General features: G+C 66.4%; 11 protein-coding genes, 2 rRNA genes and 1 pseudogene (1 of these 14 running past the window's edge). 8 read left to right on the forward strand and 6 right to left on the reverse strand.

All coding sequences use genetic code 11. The features are described 5' to 3' along the window. A 23S ribosomal RNA gene (locus BP05_RS15260) occupies positions 1–2,822 on the forward strand (it extends 41 nt beyond the left edge of the window). Positions 2,823–2,967: 145 nt separating this feature from the next. Continuing rightward, positions 2,968–3,080: ribosomal RNA gene (gene rrf / locus BP05_RS15265) — 5S ribosomal RNA — on the forward strand. Positions 3,081–3,542: 462 nt separating this feature from the next. On the opposite strand, the gene BP05_RS15270 is transcribed toward rrf, so the two are convergent. The 3 genes from BP05_RS15270 to BP05_RS15280 all read right to left on the reverse strand — a co-directional run bounded on the left by BP05_RS15270 (position 3,543) and on the right by BP05_RS15280 (position 6,551). Then, positions 3,543–3,941: an MAPEG family protein gene (locus BP05_RS15270; RefSeq protein WP_496365000.1), complete on the reverse strand. Its 399-nt coding sequence runs from the start codon at positions 3,939–3,941 to the stop codon at positions 3,543–3,545. 81 nt (positions 3,942–4,022) lie between these two features. Next, positions 4,023–5,756: a M28 family metallopeptidase gene (locus BP05_RS15275; protein WP_496365002.1), complete on the reverse strand. Its 1,734-nt coding sequence runs from the start codon at positions 5,754–5,756 to the stop codon at positions 4,023–4,025. A gap of 126 nt (positions 5,757–5,882) precedes the next feature. Further along, complete coding sequence (locus BP05_RS15280; RefSeq protein ID WP_496365003.1) at positions 5,883–6,551, reverse strand: DUF4097 family beta strand repeat-containing protein; 669 nt, start codon at positions 6,549–6,551, stop codon at positions 5,883–5,885. A gap of 143 nt (positions 6,552–6,694) precedes the next feature. Here BP05_RS15280 and gpmI point away from each other — a divergent pair, with 143 nt between their 5' ends. From gpmI to BP05_RS15295, 3 genes and pseudogenes are all read left to right on the forward strand, one after another. Continuing rightward, positions 6,695–8,275 carry a 2,3-bisphosphoglycerate-independent phosphoglycerate mutase gene (gpmI, locus tag BP05_RS15285; RefSeq protein ID WP_496365004.1) on the forward strand — a complete coding sequence of 527 codons (1,581 nt, stop codon included), beginning with the start codon at positions 6,695–6,697 and terminating at the stop codon, positions 8,273–8,275. Next, positions 8,272–9,519 (forward strand): murein hydrolase activator EnvC family protein, encoded by a 1,248-nt coding sequence (locus tag BP05_RS15290; RefSeq protein ID WP_496365006.1) that lies wholly within the window; start codon positions 8,272–8,274, stop codon positions 9,517–9,519. The genes gpmI and BP05_RS15290 overlap by 4 nt, the downstream gene beginning before the upstream one ends. A gap of 151 nt (positions 9,520–9,670) precedes the next feature. Further along, positions 9,671–10,993 (forward strand): annotated as a pseudogene (locus tag BP05_RS15295) (S41 family peptidase); the annotation flags it as partial. A 134-nt stretch (positions 10,994–11,127) separates the two neighbouring features. Here the strand turns inward: BP05_RS15295 and BP05_RS15300 are convergent. Both BP05_RS15300 and BP05_RS15305 read right to left on the reverse strand, forming a co-directional pair. Continuing rightward, positions 11,128–11,448 (reverse strand): DUF1820 family protein, encoded by a 321-nt coding sequence (locus BP05_RS15300; RefSeq protein ID WP_496365008.1) that lies wholly within the window; start codon positions 11,446–11,448, stop codon positions 11,128–11,130. A gap of 95 nt (positions 11,449–11,543) precedes the next feature. After that, positions 11,544–12,236, reverse strand: coding sequence for a rhomboid family intramembrane serine protease (locus BP05_RS15305; RefSeq protein ID WP_496365045.1), 693 nt, complete (start codon positions 12,234–12,236; stop codon positions 11,544–11,546). A 252-nt stretch (positions 12,237–12,488) separates the two neighbouring features. On the opposite strand from BP05_RS15305, the gene BP05_RS15310 reads away from it, so the two are divergent. Further along, positions 12,489–13,856 carry an OmpP1/FadL family transporter gene (locus BP05_RS15310; RefSeq protein WP_496365010.1) on the forward strand — a complete coding sequence of 456 codons (1,368 nt, stop codon included), beginning with the start codon at positions 12,489–12,491 and terminating at the stop codon, positions 13,854–13,856. A gap of 99 nt (positions 13,857–13,955) precedes the next feature. On the opposite strand, the gene putA is transcribed toward BP05_RS15310, so the two are convergent. Further along, on the reverse strand, positions 13,956–17,177 hold the full coding sequence (gene putA / locus BP05_RS15315; RefSeq protein ID WP_496365011.1) for a bifunctional proline dehydrogenase/L-glutamate gamma-semialdehyde dehydrogenase PutA: 3,222 nt from the start codon (positions 17,175–17,177) through the stop codon (positions 13,956–13,958). Between the two features lie 442 nt (positions 17,178–17,619). Here putA and coxB point away from each other — a divergent pair, with 442 nt between their 5' ends. After that, positions 17,620–18,546, forward strand: coding sequence for a cytochrome c oxidase subunit II (gene coxB / locus BP05_RS15320; protein WP_496365012.1), 927 nt, complete (start codon positions 17,620–17,622; stop codon positions 18,544–18,546). A 26-nt stretch (positions 18,547–18,572) separates the two neighbouring features. Then, entirely contained in the window at positions 18,573–20,204 is a 1,632-nt protein-coding gene (ctaD, locus tag BP05_RS15325) for a cytochrome c oxidase subunit I (protein ID WP_496365014.1), read from the forward strand. Positions 20,205–20,220: the final 16 nt, after the last annotated feature.

The raw sequence follows: 20,220 nt of genomic DNA on the forward strand, positions 1-20,220 counted from the left end.
AGAGGCGATGAAGGACGTGGCAGCCTGCGAAAAGTGCGGGGGAGCTGGCAACAAGCATTGATCCCGCAATGTCCGAATGGGGAAACCCACCTAGCAATAGGTATCCTGCAGTGAATACATAGCTGCTGGAAGCGAACCCGGAGAACTGAAATATCTAAGTACCCGGAGGAAAAGAAATCAACCGAGATTCCCCCAGTAGTGACGAGCGAACGGGGAGCAGCCCTTAAGTTGAGTAAGGTTTAGCAAAACGATCTGGAAAGGTCGGCCATAGACGGTGACAGCCCGGTATGCGAAAGACCTCATTCAATGAAATCGAGTAAGGCGGGGCACGAGAAACCCTGTCTGAATATGGGGGGACCATCCTCCAAGGCTAAATACTCCTGACCGACCGATAGTGAACCAGTACCGTGAGGGAAAGGCGAAAAGAACCCTGGTGAAGGGAGTGAAATAGACCCTGAAACCGTGTGCGTACAAGCAGTAGGAGCCCTTCGGGGTGACTGCGTACCTTTTGTATAATGGGTCAGCGACTTACTGTTCGTGGCGAGCTTAACCGTATAGGGGAGGCGAAGGGAAACCGAGTCTGATAAGGGCGCATAGTCGCGGGCAGTAGACCCGAAACCGGGTGATCTAGTCATGCCCAGGGTGAAGGTACCGTAACAGGTACTGGAGGCCCGAACCCACTCCCGTTGCAAAGGTAGGGGATGAGGTGTGATTAGGAGTGAAAAGCTAATCGAACCCGGAGATAGCTGGTTCTCCTCGAAAGCTATTTAGGTAGCGCCTCGCGTGAATCTTCTTGGGGGTAGAGCACTGTTATGGCTAGGGGGTCATTGCGACTTACCAAACCATGGCAAACTCCGAATACCAAGACAGACTGCGCGGGAGACACACGGCGGGTGCTAACGTCCGTCGTGAAAAGGGAAACAACCCAGACCCACAGCTAAGGTCCCAAATTTCGTGCTAAGTGGAAAACGATGTGGAAAGGCACAGACAGCCAGGAGGTTGGCTTAGAAGCAGCCACCCTTTAAAGAAAGCGTAATAGCTCACTGGTCGAGTCGGTCTGCGCGGAAGATTTAACGGGGCTAAGCACGAAACCGAAGCTTGGGGTGCATACTTTGTATGCGCGGTAGAGGAGCGTTCCGTACGCCGTTGAAGGTGGCTTGAGAAGGCTGCTGGAGGTATCGGAAGTGCGAATGCTGACATGAGTAACGATAATGCGGGTGAAAACCCCGCACGCCGAAAGCCCAAGGTTTCCTTGCGCAACGTTAATCGACGCAGGGTGAGTCGGCCCCTAAGGCGAGGCAGAAATGCGTAGTCGATGGGAAGCTGGTTAATATTCCAGCACCTCGCGTAAGTGCGATGGAGGGACGGAGAAGGTTAGGCAGGCCGGGCGTTGGTTGTCCCGGTGAGAGAGTTGAGGCGGTCCCCTTAGGCAAATCCGGGGGGGCAACGTTGAGACTAAGGACCGGCCCATTAGGGCTAGGCTGCCGATATCACGCTTCCAGGAAAAGCTCCTAAGCTTCAGCTTACGCAGACCGTACCGTAAACCGACACAGGTGGGCAGGATGAGAATTCTCAGGCGCTTGAGAGAACTTAGGTGAAGGAACTAGGCAAAATAGTACCGTAACTTCGGGAGAAGGTACGCCCTCCATGGTTAATAGCTGAGGAGGGCCGCAGAAACCAGGCCGCTGCGACTGTTTATCAAAAACACAGCACTCTGCAAACACGAAAGTGGACGTATAGGGTGTGACGCCTGCCCGGTGCCGGAAGGTTAATTGATGGGGTCAGCCGCAAGGCGAAGCTCTTGATCGAAGCCCCGGTAAACGGCGGCCGTAACTATAACGGTCCTAAGGTAGCGAAATTCCTTGTCGGGTAAGTTCCGACCTGCACGAATGGCGTAACGACAGCGGCGCTGTCTCCACCTAAGACTCAGTGAAATTGAAATCGCTGTGAAGATGCAGCGTTCCCGCGGCAAGACGGAAAGACCCCGTGAACCTTTACTATAGCTTTACACTGAACGTTGAGTTCGTCTGTGTAGGATAGGTGGGAGCCTATGAAACCGAGGCGCTAGCTTCGGCGGAGGCAACCTTGAAATACCACCCTGATGTGCTTGACGTTCTAACCTAGGTCCGTAATCCGGATCGGGGACCGTGTATGGTGGGTAGTTTGACTGGGGCGGTCTCCTCCCAAAGTGTAACGGAGGAGCTCGAAGGTACGCTCAGCGCGGTCGGACATCGCGCACTGTGTGCAAAGGCATAAGCGTGCTTGACTGCAAGATCGACGGATCAAGCAGGTAGGAAACTAGGACTTAGTGATCCGGTGGTTCTGTATGGAAGGGCCATCGCTCAACGGATAAAAGGTACTCCGGGGATAACAGGCTGATACCGCCCAAGAGTTCATATCGACGGCGGTGTTTGGCACCTCGATGTCGGCTCATCACATCCTGGGGCTGTAGTCGGTCCCAAGGGTATGGCTGTTCGCCATTTAAAGTGGTACGCGAGCTGGGTTCAGAACGTCGTGAGACAGTTCGGTCCCTATCTGTCGTGGGCGTTGGAGATTTGAGAGGGGCTGCTCCTAGTACGAGAGGACCGGAGTGGACGAACCTCTGGTGTTCCGGTTGTCATGCCAATGGCACGGCCGGGTAGCTATGTTCGGAAGCGATAACCGCTGAAAGCATCTAAGCGGGAAGCGCGCCTCAAGATGAGATCTCCCGGGACACAAGTCCCCTAAAGGAACCATCAAGACCAGGTGGTTGATAGGCAGGGTGTGTAAGCGCAGCAATGCGTTGAGCTAACCTGTACTAATGATCCGTGTGGCTTGACCATATAACCTCAAGTGGCCTTAGGCTTACGACGACGTCGTGACCTTCCAGGACCAACTCGCTACAATCCCAAATTCTTAAGCCCCTAGGGACTCGTCCCTTCGTGCAAAAGACGCAAGCAGGCGCAATCGCGCCGCTTCACCAGCTTGCTCAGTGACAATAGCGTTGTGGCACCACCCGATCCCATCCCGAACTCGGAAGTGAAACGCAACCGCGCCGATGGTAGTGTGCATCCGCATGCAAGAGTAGGTCATCGCTGAGCATTTATCCGAACCCCCGGCCGACAGGTCGGGGGTTCTTCTTTGCGCCGGCGAAAAATACGCGCGCGACTCCCCTCGCGCCGGAGCCCATGCGCCAGGCTCCAAGGGTTACCCAGGCAATCCTCCCCAGTAACCCCAACAGAAACCTTTGGCCAACCAATACCCGCTCACCCGGAAGCGCTGCCGCCGGACCCGCGTGTGCGAAGGTGCCGCCCGAAACGAATGCAGCCGCGCAGGGCCAACGCGACTCCATAGGCCGCCAATAAAAGGCCGGTCATAGTCACGAGAAAGACCGGCCTGGTCGTCAACATGGAATGCAGGATCACGGCTGGCGCGTTCCGTGTCCGATCAGTCCGGTGTTGAAGGCGCGAGTTGCTGTGCTCGATTCCCAACGCCGGGCTCGCCGATTCCCATCGTCTGTCCAAGCACGCGGCGAGCGAACCGGATGCTCAATGAGCAGCAACTCACGCCACCTGCAACGCCGCCTGTCCCAGCAGCAGGACCACGCAGGCGAAGGCGCCAAACCACGCCAGGCTGCGCAGGCTGTGCTTCCAGCCGGCGATGTAGACCACGCCGTGCGCGATGCGGAACGCCACGAACAGCACCGCAAGCAGGGCGATGCGGTCAGCCGCCACTCCGGCCAGTTGGGCCAGAACGACGCCAGCCGCGAACGGCGCGAACGATTCGTAGCTGTTGAGTTGCGCCGAATTGGCGCGATGGACGCGCGGATTGGCTTGGCGGGCCGTCCAACCGCGCGGGTCGCGGTTGTCGTAGTGCTCGCCGCTGCTCTTGGCGACAGTGACCCAGACGTAAGGCAGGAATGCGGCAACCAGCACGCACCAGTAGGCGACAGCCAGGTTCATAGGGCAGCTCCCGGAAGTGGACCGGCGCAGCCTACCCCACAAACACAGAGGGCGCCCGAGGGCGCCGCCCGCATCGCGGCGTTACTGATGATCCCTGGCGTGCAGTTTTTCCTGGGCAGTCCGGAATGCGTTGCCGTCATACCAGCGCGGCCACTGCGCGCTATCCGCAAGATTGCGACCAACACCGTAGAGCGCTTCCAGGTCCTGCATAACGCCATCGAGCTTCCACCCCGGATCGAATTCGTCCGCAGGCTTGTGGTAGCGGTGATCGCGATAGTCAACCTGCGCCAGGCGTCCGGCCGCTGTCCCGCCGTCGATAAGGTCGTCGCCGCCCTTTGCGTAAAGCGCCGGGACCCCGGCGCGCGCGAAGTTGAAATGGTCGGAGCGGAAGTAGAAGCCATCCTCCGGCGTGGCCTCCGCATGCAGCGTGCGTCCCTGCTGCTGCGCGATGGGGCGCAACACGTCCTCGAGCTGCGAGCTGCCGAAGCCGACGACCGTGATGTCGCGCGCCTTGCCGATTACCGGCATCGCATCGAGGTTGATCACCGCCACCGTCTTCTCGAGCGGAACCACCGGGTGCGCGACGTAGTAGCGCGAGCCCAGCAGCCCCGATTCCTCCAGGGTCGGGGCAAGGAACACCAACGATCGCCCAGGCCGCGGCTGCTGGTGCACGAACGCTTCGGCGATCTCCAGGATCCCGGCCACGCCGGTGGCGTTGTCGATGGCGCCGTTGTAGATCGTGTCCTCGGCGCCGCCCGCCGCGGTCGAGCCGCCGTGTTCGTCGGCCTCGTGTCCATGCTTGCCCAAGTGGTCCCAGTGCGCCATGTAGACGATCGCCTCGCCCGGGCGCGATGACCCCGGCAGGCGAGCGATCACGTTGCGCGAGGACTTTTCACTGATGCGGCTCTTCAGGCCGATCGAGGCAGTCGCCGCGAGTGGCAGCGCCCTGAAGCCACGCTTGCCCGCCACGGCATAGAGCGCGTCGAGATCCTGGCCCAGTGCGGAAAACAGCGAGCGCGCCGCTTCACCGCTCATCCAACCCTGCACCTGCAGGCGCGGCGTCGGGTCGTCCGCCTGGCGCAGGTCGAACTGCGCGCCGCTCCAGGAGTTCTTCACCACTTCCCAGCCGTAGGCCGCGCCCTCGGTGTCGTGGATGATCAGCGCGGCCGCCGCGCCCTGGCGCGCGGCCTCATCGAACTTGTACGTCCAGCGCCCGTAGTAGGTCATCCGGTTGCCTTCGAACAACGCCGGATCCTGCTGGTGGAAGCCGGGATCGTTGACGAACATCACCACCGTCTTGCCCTTGACGTCGATGCCGGCGTAATCGTTCCAGCCCAACTCGGGCGCATTGACGCCGTAACCGACGAACACGACGTCGCTGCGATCCAGCTTCACTTCCGGCCGGGCGGTGCGCGTGCCAACGACCATGTCGGTGCCGAACTTCAACTCGCGTGGCTTGCCGGCGACATCGAGTTTCAGCGAAACGCTCTCGTCGGCGACGGTTTCCACCATCGGCACGGTCTGGAAATAACTGTCGCCGTTACCCGGCTCGAGGCCGAGACGCCGAAATTGCGCCTCGATGTAGGCGACCGTCCGATCCTCGCCGGTGCTGCCGGGGGCGCGGCCCTCGAATGCGTCGGATGCCAGCGTGCGCACGTGCTCGGCAAAGTCACTGGCCTCTATGCCCGGATGGAACGCGGCCGCCGCCGGCGAGCGGTCCGCCTTGCCGCCCGATGCCTCCTGCCCGGGCGGCGGCGCCTGGCATCCGGCCAGCAGCGTGGCAACGAGTGCGCAGGAAAGCGAAAGTTGTTTCATGGGGGCTCCACATCCGTCGGAGCCCCATTCTAGGCACGGCCGGCAGCGTGCTCGCCGTGCCGACCTTGCCCGGTTCCGTGAAGACCGGCGAAGCCGCGACGCCGGTCCCGGCCGGCAGCGCGCCGCTTACTGCTCGGGCGGCTGCGGCGTATCGAAGCGGATCGCTGTCGCACCGCTGATCGCGCCGGTCTTGGCGCTCGCATGCACGTACAGGATGACTTCGCGCTCGAAGCGCAGCGGTCCGTCGACCTGCGCGTTCGGACCGATGATCACGCGCGGGATGCGCTTCTTTCCGATGCTGATGAAGGGCCGGCTCTGCTTGGCGTAATGCACGCCGCCGCGGACATGCGAACCGATGCCGACCGTCACGTCGCCATTGACCGTCTCGATGTCGCCGCTGACGTCGGTGTCGACCAGGCCGATCGCCCCGTTCACGGTCTCGACCTTGCCGCCGATCTTGCCGCCGCGGCCGACGAAGATGCCGCCGTTGACCGTGCTCACGCCGCCGGTAGTGGTGACGTTGTCGTCGATGTGGATGCCTCCGTTGACGGTCTCCAGTGCCCCGGTCTGCGCGCGGGCGCCGACCTCGATGCCGCCGTTGACGGTTTCGGCGCTGGCGACGCGGGCATTCGCGCCGATGTCGATGCCGCCGTTGACGGTATCGAGTTCGCCATACTGCTCGCCGGTCTCGACGGTGATGCTGCCGTTGACCTTGGAAATGTCGCGCTCGGCGGCATGGGCGGGAAGGACGGCGAATGCGACAGCCAGGGCGAGGGCGAGGCGGGTACGGGTCATGGCGGACTCCATCGGGTATTGCCGGTTTGGATGCGGGGGGGACGGCCGGGGTTTAGACGCCCCGGGTCAGCGGCGGGCTAGAACCGGTTAAATACCGCGCTCCGCTACAATCCGCCCCTGCCCGAAGTCACCGGAACGCCCTCGTGTCGTCCAATCCGCGCCCCAAGCCTGTCGTCCTGCTGATCCTCGACGGCTGGGGCCACCGCGAAGACCCGACCGACAACGCCCTGGCGCAGGCCAACCTGCCCAACTGGCACGCGCTGATCGCCGGCAACCCGCACACGCTTATCCACACCGAAGGCCGCTTCGTTGGCCTGCCGGATGGACAGATGGGCAACTCCGAAGTCGGCCACATGAACCTGGGCGCCGGCCGCATCGTCTACCAGGACCTCACCCGGATCGATGCTGCGATCGAGGACGGCAGCTTTTTCGCCAACGTGGAGCTGCGCGCCGCCTGCGCCGCGGCCGTCGCCGCCGACGGCACGCTGCACGTCATGGGCCTGCTCTCGCCCGGTGGCGTCCACAGCCACGAGAACCACATCCTGGCGATGCTGGAGCTGGCCCGGCGCGAACGCGTGCCGCGCGTGGCCGTGCACGCCTTCCTCGATGGCCGCGACATGCCGCCGCAATCGGCGCAGCCAAGCCTGGAACTGCTGGAAAGCGCCTGCGCGAAGATGGGCAATGCCCGCATCGCCACGGTGAGCGGCCGCTATTACGCGATGGATCGTGACAAGCGTTGGGACCGCCAGCGCCGCGCATGGGACGCGGTCGTCGACGCCCGCGCGGAGCACGTGGCCGCGGATGCGGTGGCGGCGCTGCACGCAGCGTACGCACGCGGCGAAAACGATGAATTCGTGGTGCCCACCGTGATCGGCGACGGCGCGCGCGTCAACGATGGCGATGCGATCGTGTTCATGAATTTCCGCGCCGATCGCGCGCGCCAGCTCACCGCGGCCTTCGTGTCGCCGGCGTTCGAGGGCTTCGAGGCGCGCCGCCCGCGGTTGTCGCGCTTCGTCTGCCTCACCGAGTACGACGCGAAGCTGCCGGCGCCCGTCGCCTTCGCGCCCGATGACCTGCGCAACACCCTCGGCGAGGTGCTGTCCGTCCATGGCCTCAAGCAACTGCGCATCGCCGAGACCGAGAAGTACGCGCACGTGACCTTCTTCTTCAGCGGCGGCCGCGAGGATCCATACGCGGGCGAAACCCGCGTCCTCGTGCCGAGCCCGAAGGTCGCCACGTACGACCTGCAGCCGGAAATGAGCTGCCCGGAAGTCACCGCGAAGCTGGTCGCCGCCATCCGTTCGGGCGAGATCGACGTGGCCATCTGCAACATCGCCAATCCCGACATGGTCGGGCACAGCGGCATCCTGGCGGCCGCGATCCAGGCCGCCGAGGCCGTGGACGTCGCCCTCGGCGCGATCGCGCAGGCCGTGCGCGACGTCGGCGGCGCGCTGCTGGTCACCGCCGACCACGGCAACGTCGAGATGATGCGCGATCCGGAAACCGGCCAGCCGCACACCTCGCATACGGTCGGCCCGGTGCCGTTCGTGTACGCCGGCCCGCGCGCGGCCGCCCTGCGCAGCGGCGGCGCGTTACGCGATGTCGCGCCGACCATCCTCGACCTCCTCGACCTGCCGCGGCCGGCGGAGATGACCGGCAGCAGCCTGCTGGTCGAAGACACCCTCGCCAGCGTGGCGCAGGCCGAAACCCTGCTGGCCGGATGAGCGCACCCGCCCGCGCCCGGCGCCTGCCGATCCTCGCGACCCTGCTGCTGGCGGCGCTGGCCGTCCCGGTGGGCGCGCAGGAGTCGCCGACGAGGAACCCGAGCGAAGCCGAGCGCAAGCTCGAGAGCGTCAAGCGCGAGCTCCGGCAGGTGGCCGAGGAACGCCGCCGGATCGAAGGCCAGCGCGGCGACGTCACCAAGCAGCTGCGGGCGGCGGATGAGAAGGTCGGCCGCTCCAATCGCGTGCTTCGCGAAACCGAAACCCGCCTCGCCCGCGACCAGCAATCACTCGCGCAGCTGCAGCAGCAGCGCGCGACGATGCAGGCCGCGCTGGCGAGCCGGCGCGAGGAACTGGCACGCCTGCTGCGTGCCGCCTACGCCCAGGGCGAGGCGGCGCCGCTGCAGGCGCTGCTGTCGCAGGACCGCGTCGCCGAGGCCAACCGCGCGCTCACCTACCAGCGTTACGTGCAGGCCGACCGCGCCCGGCGCATCGCCGGCCTGACCACGCAATTGCAGGAGCTGGAGGCGATCGAGTCCGAGATCCTGGCGCGCCGCGGCGCGCTCGACCGCACGCGCAGGCAGCAACGTGACCAACTGGGCCAGCTGGCGCAGGATCGCCAGTCGCGTGCCGCGTTGCTCGCGCAACTCGACGAGAAATACCAGGACCGCCGCGAGCGCGAGCAGGCGCTGGGTCGCGATGCCAAGGGCCTGGAGCAGCTGTTGAAGCAACTGCGCGCGGCCGCCGCCCGCGCCGAGGCCGAGCGCCGTGCCGCCGCCGCCAAGGCCGCGCGCGAGGCGAGGCGCAACACCACCGCGGGCCGTCCGGCGACGCCGCGCCCGGCGGTGCTCGCGAGCGCGCCACCACTGCAGGTCGGCGGGCTGGGATGGCCGTTGTCGGGCGCGCTGCTGGCGGGCTACGGGCGGCCGATGCCGGACGGGCGCACCAGCCAGGGCATGCTGATCGCCGCGAATGCCGGCGCGCCCATCAAGGCCGTCGCCGACGGCACGGTGGTGTACGCGGAATGGATGACCGGCTACGGCCTGTTGCTGATCATCGATCACGGCAACGGCTACATGAGCCTGTACGCCCACAACGACGCCCTGCTCAAGGACGTCGGCGCCAGCGTGAAGCGCGGCGATGCCGTCGCGACGGTGGGCAGTTCCGGCGGACACGGGCGCCCCGCGCTGTATTTCGAATTGCGCCGCAACGGCCAGACGGTGAATCCCAATACCTGGCTGCGCTGAACCGCGTGCCAGCAGCGCGTCGGGATGGCGCCCCGCTTAATGATTCCTTCGCCGTGGGCCCCGGGGATGTGTCCATAATCGGGCGGTCGCCGGCGCGAACCCGCGCCACGACCTGCGGTCCAACCTTCGAGTTTTCCCGGAGTAGCTGCCCATGCCTGTTCGCGTGTCCGTCCATCGCGCCTCCCTGCGTGTCCTCCCGTTCGCGCTGGCCCTGTTGGCCACGCCCGCGTTCGCGCAGGAGGCGCCGGCACGCGGCAAGGATCCCGCACCGATCGAGGCGCCCGATGCAGAGGACACCAGTGCATCGAAGGTGCCGCTGGCCGAGATCCGCCGCTACGTCGCGGTCTACAACGCGGTCAAGGACGCCTACGTCGAGCCGGTCGACGACAAGAAGCTGATGCAGTCGGCGATCCGCGGCCTGCTGTTCGACCTCGATCCGCACAGCGTCTACATGGAACGCGACACCGCGGAGGAATTCGACGAAGCCTCGCGCGGCTCCTACGGTGGCGTCGGCGTGGAACTGCAGCGGCAGGCCGATGGCTCCCTGCGCGTGATCGCGCCGATCGACGACACGCCCGCGGCGCGCGCCGGCATCAAGGCCGGCGACATCATCACCGCGATCGATGGCAAGCCGTTCAAGCCCGACGAGGGCGACACCTCCGGGCCGTTGCGCGGCGAACCCGGCAGCAAGGTCACGCTCACGATCGTGCGCGAGAGCAAGCCCAAGCCCTTCGATGTCGTGCTCACCCGCGAGACGATCCGGGTCGTCAGCGTGAAGAGCCGCATGCTCGAGCCCGGCTACGGCTACCTGCGCATCGCCTCGTTCCAGGCCGACACCGCGGCCGACTTCGATCGCCAGCTCGACAAGTTGCGCGAGCAGGCCGGCGGCAAGCTGCGCGGCGTGGTCATCGACCTGCGCAGCAACCCCGGCGGGCTGCTGACTTCCGCGGTGCAGATCGCCGACAGCCTGCTGGAGCAGGGCAAGATCGTCAGCACGCGCGGCCGCGTGCCGATCAGCGATGCCGAGTTCAGCGCCACGCCCGGCGACCGCAGCGGCGGCGCGCCAGTGGTGGTGCTGGTCGACGCCGGTTCGGCCAGCGCATCGGAGGTGCTTGCCGGGGCGCTGCACGACAACCAGCGCGCGCGCATCGTCGGCAGCCGCACCTTCGGCAAGGGCTCGGTGCAGACGGTGCTGCCGTTGGACAACGGCGATTCGGTCAAGCTCACCACGGCGCGCTATTTCACCCCCAGCGGCAAGTCGATCCAGGCGCTGGGCATCGTGCCCGACGTCGAGCTGCACGCCGCGAAGGACGCGGCCAACGGCGGCAAGCCGGATTACACCGAGGCCAGCCTGCGCGGGCATCTGCGGGGTGACGAGGATGACGCGCCGGGCACGAACGCCGGCGAAGTCCTCGAAGGCGATGCCCCGATCGCCGCCGCGCTGGCCGAACTGAAGAAGCCGGTGGCGAGCGCGGCGCAGCCATCGAAGCAGCGCTGATCCGGCGCACACCATATTTCCGAGGCTCATCCGCAACGCAGTGGGCTGCGCACGATGGTGCGCTGACCCACGGTTCCGGTAGCGGAAATGCAGGGGGACGAAGCTCCGGGTTACCGCGGCTTCGCCGGCATCGGGAACGGGGTGATCACCTTCTCCCCGGTCGCGGCATCACGGATCGCCGACTGGCCCTTCTTCTCGACTTCCTCGATGCGCACGATGCTCTGCATCGGCAGGTGCAGCACGCGGGTGTTGCCGAATTCGTCGCGCAGGCGTTCCTCGGTCGGATCGATCACCACGCCGTCGTGGACGTCGAACACCAGCTCGGCGACCTCGGTGAAACCCCACAGCGAGCCGCTGCCGATCTTGCGTGCGTACAGCTCGTAGATCTTGCCGGCGTTGAGGAAGGTGATCTTGTAGAGCGGCTTGGCCATGGGCGGAAGACTTCAGCGGTTCGCGCGACGGCGTGACGCCGCCACGATGGGGATGCGCGGCCTCGTTCTCAAGCCGCGCAACTCCGCGATTGCGTTCAGTAGCCGCGCCGCCGCCGCATGCGGCGGGCGATGCCGGCCTTGGCGATCAGCGCGAATGCGCCGCCGAATGCAAAGCCGGCCAGGTGCGCGGACCACGCGACCGCGCCAAACGCCGGGCCGGTGAAGGTGAAGACCAGTTGCAGCAGTGCCCACACCCCGATCAGCAGCGCCGCGGGCACCTTCACGAATTGCAGGAACAGGCCAAGCGGCACCACCAGCCCGAGTTTCGCCCCGGGGAACAGCGCGAGGTAGGCGCCGATCAGCGCCGAGACCGCGCCGCTGGCGCCGATGATCAGGCGGTCGGGCGTGCCGATCGCCAGCGCCGCCGCCAGGTTGGCGACCGCCCCGCCGAGCAGGAACAGCGCCAGCAGCCGCCACGGGCCCATCGCCCGCTCCGCCGAGAGTCCGAAGATCAGCAGGAACACCAGGTTGCCCAACAGGTGCGCCCAGTCCGCATGCAGGAACAGGGCGGTGAACAGGCGCAGCACGCGGCCATCGCGGACCCAGGCCATCCAGTCCGCGGGCGCGGCCAGCGCGCCCGACAACGCGCCCCAATCGAGCATCAGCCGCTGCTGCTGGGGATCGGGCAGCACGGCAAACGCCAGGAAGCAGAGCCACAGCAGCACGAACAGCACCGCGACCGCCCAGCGTCGTGGCGTGCGGTCGCGGGATGGCAGGGAAACGAACACGCTCATGCCCGCTTCTTCCGGCCTGCCGCCGTGTCTTGTGCCCTTGGGCGCAGGCCTCCGGGTCGGCCGCCAAGCCGTCCGGGCATTGTTAGCATCCGGTTAATACCCACGCTATAGTGCATACGGTGTCGTACGTCGGGAGGGGTCTCGGCGCGCGACGGCAACGGCCAGGCCGGCGCCGCGCAGACGACCAGGAAGAAGACTCAGAAAAACATTGCCGTCTACATTCTGTCGATTGGAGAGAGTACACACATGAATCATGCAAATCGCATCACCGTCAGCGTGCTGGCGCTGGGCATCGCCGGCGTGCTGGCCAGCGGCAGCGCGTTCGCCAGCGGCTTCCAGCTGCGTGAGGCCAGCGTCAAGAACCTGGGCCGCTCCAATGCCGGCAGCGCCGTCTACAACGACGACGCCACCGTCGTCACCGGCAACCCGGCGTCGATGTCGAACTTCGACAAGACCACCGTTCGCGCCGACGTCACCGCGATCGACCTCAGCTTCCAGGTCCACGCGACCGGCAATGCCGCCGCCGCGTTTGGCCCCGCGGCCCCGGCCCTGACCGGCGGCGACGGCGGCGACGCCGGCGACCTCACCCCGGTGCCGAACATCGCCGCGGTGTTCCCGCTGCACGGCGCCCTCGAAGGCCTGACCATCGGCGCCAGCATCGGCGCGCCGTTCGGCCTGAAGACCGAATACGAAGACGGCTGGGTCGGCCGCTACCACGCCCTGAAGTCGGAAGTGAAGACGGTCGACTTCACCCTCTCGGCATCGCTCAAGCTGCATGACCGCTTCTCGGTGGGCACCGGCCTGATCTACGAGCGCGCCGACGCCACGCTGACCAAGGCGGTCGACTTCGGCACCGCGATCTGCGTCGGTTCGGGCAATCCGGCCAACTGCTTCAACCCTGCCTTCCCGTTCCATCCGCAAAGCGCGGACGGCGCCGTGAGCATCGACGGCGACAGCACCGGCATGGGCTGGCTGGTCGGCGCGGAGTGGCACCCGACCGACGCGTTGACGATCGGCTATTCGCACCGTTCGGAAATCGACCACGAGATCGAAGGTCAGATCGACTTCACCGTGCCGGCCACGGCGGCAGCGACTGCTGCCGGAGCGGCGGCGGCCGACGGTCCCGGCGGCGCCGACCTGACCACGCCGAGCATCGACACCGTCAGCATCCGTTACGACATCAACGACAACATCCGCATCCTCGCCGACTGGCAGGCGACCGACTGGTCGTCGCTGCGCACCGTCGACGTGCGTCGCAGCAACGGTGTTTCGCTGGGTGCCGAAGCGTTCAACTGGAAGGACACCGAGTTCTATTCGATCGGCGCCGAGTGGGACATCAGCGACGCGTTCACCGTTCGCGCCGGCTACGGCCAGGACGAGACCCCGACCAACGACGCAACCCGCACCCCGCGCCTGCCCGACAACGATCGCAAGCTGTACTCGATCGGCCTGACCTGGCAGATCTCGGATGCGTTCAGCGTCGATGCCGCCTACCAGCGCATCAACGTCGACAACCCGCGCCTGGACGTGGTCTCGGCGAGCGGCTCGCGCATCGTCGGCGAAGCCGAAGGCTCCGCGAACCTGTACGGCGTCGCCGCGCAGTTCAAGTTCTGATCCGCAGTTCCATCGCCGCACGAAGAAGCCCCGCACTTGCGGGGCTTTTTCTTTGCTGCGCCGGGCTGGCGCGCCGCGGCGCCACCGGTGACGGCCGGTTCAGTCGCCCAGCGTCAGCAGCGATGCGTTGCCGCCGGCGGCGGTGGTGTTGATGGTGATGGTCTTCTCGGTGGTGAAGCGCGGCAGGTAGTGCGGGCCGCCGGCCTTGGGGCCGGTGCCGGACAGGTTCTGCCCACCGAACGGCTGCACGCCGACCACCGCGCCGATCTGGTTGCGGTTGACGTAGCAGTTGCCGACCTTGATCCGCGAGGCGATCTTCTCGACGGTCTCGTCGATGCGCGAATGGATGCCCAGAGTCAGGCCGTAGCCGGTGCCGTTGATCGCATCGATCACGCTGTCGAGCTGGTCCGACTTCCAGCGCACCACGTGCAGCACCGGGCCGAAGATCTCCTTGTGCAGCACGTCGATCGAGGCAATGGCATACGCGCGCGGGGCGAAGAAGCTGCCGTGGGCGGCGTCGCCGTCGAGCGCCACCGCGCCGATCGCGGTCGCTTCGCGGTCCATGCGCGCGGCATGGTCCCTGAGCATCTTCAGCGCGTCCTCGTCGATGACCGGGCCGACGTCGGTGGAGAGCAGGCCCGGATTGCCCACCTTCAGCTCGGCCATTGCGCCAGCGAGCATGTGGGTGACCTTGTCGGCGATATCGTCCTGCACGAACAGCACGCGCGCGGCCGAGCAGCGCTGCCCGGCCGAGGTGAACGCGGAGGAGATCGCATCCTTCACCACCTGCTCCGGCAGCGAGGAGGAGTCGGCGATCAGCGCGTTCTGGCCGCCGGTTTCGGCGATAAGCACGCCGATCGCGGCGTCGCGCGCGGCCAGCGCGCGGTTGATCGCGCGCGCGGTATCGGTCGAGCCGGTGAAGGCCACGCCGGCCACGCGCGGATCGCGGGTCAGCGCGGCGCCGACGGTGGCGCCGTCGCCTGGCAGGAACTGCACCGCGGCTTCCGGCACACCGGCCTCGTGCAGCAGCTTGATCGCGAAGTAGCCGATCAGGTTGGTCTGCTCGGCCGGCTTGGCGATGACGGCGTTGCCGGCGGCGAGCGCGGCGCAGACCTGGCCCATGAAGATCGCCAGCGGGAAGTTCCACGGCGAGATGCACACGAACACGCCGCGGCCCGACAGTTGCAGGGTGTTGGATTCGCCAGTCGGGCCGGGCAGGGCCTCGGGCTTGAACAGCGCGCGCGCCTGCGCGGCGTAGTAGCGCAGGAAGTCCACGGCCTCGCGCACTTCGGCGACGCCATCGGGGATGGTCTTGCCGGCTTCCTTGGTGCACAGCGCGATGTATTGCGGCATGCGCTGCTCGAGCAGGTTGGCGGCGTGTTCGAGGATCGCGGCGCGCGAGGCGGCCGGCGTCGCGTTCCATGCGTCGAAAGCATTGACGGCGTTCTGCAGCGCGAGCTCGACGGTGGCGCCATTGGCCGCCTGCCACTGGCCGACGGTCTCGCGGCGGTCGGCGGGGTTGGTGACGGCGATGTTCGGGCCGGTGACGTTCGCGCCGGGCACCAGCGGCGTGGCGCGCCAGCCGTCGCGGGTGGCGGCATTGACCTGCTCGGCGAGCGCGCGCAGCTGGTCGTCGTTGGCGAGGTTCACGCCCATGGAATTGCTCCTTTCAATGCCGTAGCTGCGATACAGGTCGACCGGCTGCGGGATGCGCGGATGCGCGATGGATTCGAATGCGGACACGGTGGCGACCGGATCCTGGATGAGGTCATCGATGGCGATGGACTCGTCGGTGATGCGGTTGACGAAACTGGAATTGGCGCCGTTCTCGAGCAGGCGGCGCACCAGGTACGGCAGCAGGTCCTCGTGCGAACCCACGGGGGCGTACACCCGGCACGGCACGTCGAGGCGATCGGCCGGAATCACTTCCGCATACAGGTCGTCGCCCATGCCGTGCAGCTTCTGGAACTCGAAGTGCTTCGCGCGGCCCATCGCCTTCGCGCGCTGGTGGATCGTGGCGATGGTCTGCGCGTTGTGGGTGGCGAACATCGGGTAGATCGCGTCGCCGGCTTCGAGCATCTTGCGGGCGTTGGCGAGGTAGCTCACGTCGGTGTTGGGCTTGCGCGTGAACACCGGGTAGCCGGGCTGGCCGTCGACCTGCGCGCGCTTGACCTCGCTGTCCCAGTACGCGCCCTTGACCAGGCGCACCGGAATGCGGCGGCCGTGCCTGCGGGCGAGGTCGGCGATGAAGTCGATCACTTCGGGGGCGCGCTTCTGGTAGGCCTGGATCGCCAGGCCGTAGCCTTCCCAGCCCTCGAGCGAGGCATCGGCGTAGGCCGCGGCGATCACGTCGAGCGACAGTTCCAGGCGATCGGCTTCTTCCGCGTCGATGGTGAAGCCGATGCCGTAGGACTTGGCCAGCTGCGCGAGTTCGAGCACGCGCGGGGTGAGTTCGGCGAACACGCGCTCACGCTTGGCGTGCTCGTAGCGCGGGTGCAGCGCCGACAGCTTCACCGAGATCGACGGCACCCCGAAGACCTCGCGGCTGGTGTAGTCGCCGCTCCTGCCGATCGCGTGGATCGCGTCGCGGTAGGCCTGCAGGTAGCGCAACGCGTCCCTGGTGGTGAGCGCGCCTTCGCCGAGCATGTCGAAGGAGTAGCGGTAGCCGGCGTTGTCGCCCTTCTGCGAGCGGGCCAGCGCTTCGGCGATGGTGCGGCCCATGACGAACTGGTGGCCCATGATCTTCATCGCCTGGCGCACCGCCAGGCGGATCACCGGCTCGCCGACGCGGCCGAGCAGGCGGCTGAATGCGCCATGCACGTCGCGCTTGGTTTCGTCGGCGAGGTTGACGAGGTGGCCGGTCAGCATCAGGCCCCAGGTCGAGGCGTTGACCAGGAGCGAGTCTGACTGGCCCATGTGCCTCTTCCAGTCAGCATCGCCCAGCTTGTCGCGGATCAGCTTGTCGGCCGTGTCCTCGTCGGGGATGCGCAGCAGCGCCTCGGCCACGCACATCAGCAGCACGCCTTCCTCGCTGCCCAGGTCGTACTGGCGCATGAAGGCCTCGATCGCGCCCTGGTCCTTGGCGCGGGTGCGCACCCGGCGCACCAGGTCCGCGGCGGTGGCTTGTGCCTGGAGGCGCTCGGCGTCGGGCAGGCGGGCCTGCTCGAGCAGATGGCGGACATGGGCGGCCTCGTCGCGCACCCAGCCGGCGGTGACCGCGGCGCGGGGGCCGGAGGGCGCGGGGGGAAGTTCGGGGCTGATCAGGTCCGGCGCGGGCGAAGCGGCGCCCGCCGGGACCGGGGCGGTGGTGGCTGGGTTCATCGGATCCGCGAGAGCGGTGGGAAGCCCCATAGTTTAGAGCCTCGGCCCGAGTGCGCGCGGGCCCGAATCGCCAACCGCCGGCACGCGCGGGCGCGGGTTTTGTGGCGGATTTGCCGCTTTTGCCGGCTGAACCCAGCGCGCCGCGCGGCAATTGCGGGTTGCCCGTCCGCGGCCCGGTCGCTACCATTTCGCAGTTATTCCGTAGCGTCCGCGAAGCTCCCGCCCGCCCAGGGCAGGCCTCCGGCGTGATGGGTTCCGGCCGACCCGATCGACGGTCTCCGGTCCGGACCCCGCCAGCCACCTCGTTCCGCGCGGTTCCGCTTCGTCGAAGCGGCGCCGGCCGAGGCAGCCCGCGGAGCGACACACGAATCAACTGATCTTTTCGGGGCTCGAACTGATGAATGCCGGTCGTAGCAAGCTTCGGACCGCGGGACAGTGGGCAATGGGCGCAGCCGCGATGGCCGCACCGGTGCTCGCGTTCGCGCAGGCCGCCAGCGATACATGGAGCCATGCGCCACACCGCTGGCAGCTCAACATGGGCGAGGGCGCCACGCCGCTGGCGCACAACGCCTACTCGGCGCACATGCTGTCGCTGTGGATCTGCATCGCCATCGGCATCCTGGTGTTCGGCGCGATGTTCGTGGCCATGTTCAAGTTCCGCCACTCCAAGGGCGCGGTGCCGGACAAGGACTTCACCCACAGCACCAAGCTGGAAATCATCTGGACGGTGATCCCGATCGTGCTGCTGGTGCTGATGGCCTTCCCGGCCACCAGCAAGCTGATCAACATGTACGACACCCGCGAATCGCAGATGACCGTGAAGGTCACCGGCTACCAGTGGATGTGGAAGTACGAGTACCTGGGCGAGGGCGTGAGCTTCACCAGCCGCCTGGACCGCAAGAGCGACGAGGTCCGCCAGAGCCACGCGGACGCGCGCACGGCCAACCATCCGAACTACCTGCTCGACGTCGACAACGCCCTGGTGTTGCCGGTCGACACCAAGGTCCGCTTCGTGATCACCGCCGACGACGTCATCCACGCCTGGTGGGTGCCGGCGCTGGGCTGGAAGCAGGACGCGATCCCCGGCATCGTCAACGAAGCCTGGGCCGAAGTGACCGAGCCGGGCGTGTACCGCGGCCAGTGCGCCGAGCTGTGCGGCAAGGACCACGGCTTCATGCCGATCGTCGTGCGCGTGCTGCCTAAGGCCGAGTACACCGCGTGGCTGGCGCAGCAGAAGGCGAAGAACGTGCCGGCGCCCGCCGCTCCGGCAGCGCCGGCCGCGCCGGCGCCGGTTGAGCCCGCGTCCACCGAGGCAGCGCCCGCCGCTGCTGCCATCGAAGCCCCGGCCGCTGCTGCGGTCGCCGGCTGATCCGAACGAGTTACCGAGGCACGACCATGTCGACGCATTACGAAGCCGCGCACCCCGCAGTGCACCACGATGACCACGCCCACGACCACAAGCAGGGCTTCATCGAGCGCTGGTTCTTCTCGACCAACCACAAGGACATCGGCACGCTGTACCTGGTGTTCTCGTTCGTGATGTTCATCGTCGGCGCGTTCATGTCGGTGATCATCCGCGCCGAGCTGATGCAGCCGGGCCTGCAGTTCGTCAAGCCCGAGTTCTTCAACCAGATGACCACGGTGCACGCGCTGGTCATGATCTTCGGCGGCGTGATGCCGGCCTTCGTCGGCCTGGCCAACTGGATGATCCCGCTGCAGATCGGCGCGCCGGACATGGCGCTGCCGCGCATGAACAACTGGTCGTTCTGGATCCTGCCGTTCGCCTTCACCCTGCTGCTGATGACGCTGTTCATGGAAGGCGGCGCCCCGGCCGGTGGCTGGACCCTGTACCCGCCGCTGTCGCTGCAGGGCGGCAACAACGTCGCCTTCGCGATCTTCGCCATCCACATGATGGGCATCAGCTCGATCATGGGCGCGATCAACGTGATCGCCACGATCCTCAACATGCGCGCCCCGGGCATCGACCTGCTGAAGATGCCGATCTTCTGCTGGACCTGGCTGATCACCGCGTTCCTGCTGATCGCGGTGATGCCGGTGCTCGCCGGCGCGGTGACGATGCTGCTGACCGACAAGTACGCCGGCACTTCGTTCTTCAACGCCGCCGGCGGCGGCGACCCGGTGATGTTCCAGCACATCTTCTGGTTCTTCGGCCATCCCGAGGTCTACATCATGATCCTGCCGGCGTTCGGGGTCGTGTCGGAGATCATCCCGACCTTCAGCCGCAAGCCGCTGTTCGGCTACCAGGCCATGGTGTACGCGACCGCGTCGATCGCCTTCCTCTCGTTCATCGTGTGGGCGCACCACATGTTCACCGTCGGCATGCCGCTCGGTGGCGAGATCTACTTCATGTTCGCGACCATGCTGATCGCGGTGCCGACCGGCGTGAAGGTGTTCAACTGGGTCACCACCATGTGGCGCGGCTCGATCTCGTTCGAGGCGCCGATGCTGTGGGCGCTGTCGTTCGTGATTCTGTTCACCATCGGCGGCTTCTCCGGTCTGATGCTCGCGATCGTGCCGGCGGACTTCCAGTACCACGACACCTACTTCGTGGTGGCGCACTTCCATTACGTGCTGGTGACGGGCGCGCTGTTCTCGATCATCGCCGCCGTCTACTACTGGTGGCCGAAGTGGACGGGGCGCATGTACAGCCAGAGCCTGGCCAAGTTCCATTTCTGGTGGACGATGGTGTTCGTCAACCTGCTGTTCTTCCCGCAGCACTTCCTGGGCCTGGCCGGCATGCCGCGCCGCATCCCGGACTACAACGTGGTGTTCGCGGACTGGAACCTGGTCAGCTCGATCGGCGCGTTCGGCATGTTCCTGACCCCGTTCATGATGGCCTTCGTGCTGTGGCAATCGAAGCGCAACGGCGCCAAGGCCGAGGCGCGCGCGTGGGACGGCGCCAAGGGCCTGGAGTGGACCGTGCCGAGCCCGGCGCCGCACCACACCTTCAGCGTGCCGCCGGTGATCCGCGACGGCGACCTCGCCCACGGCGACATCACGCACTGATCCGACGGCCGTACCG

The organism is Lysobacter oryzae DSM 21044 (genome assembly GCF_059568595.1).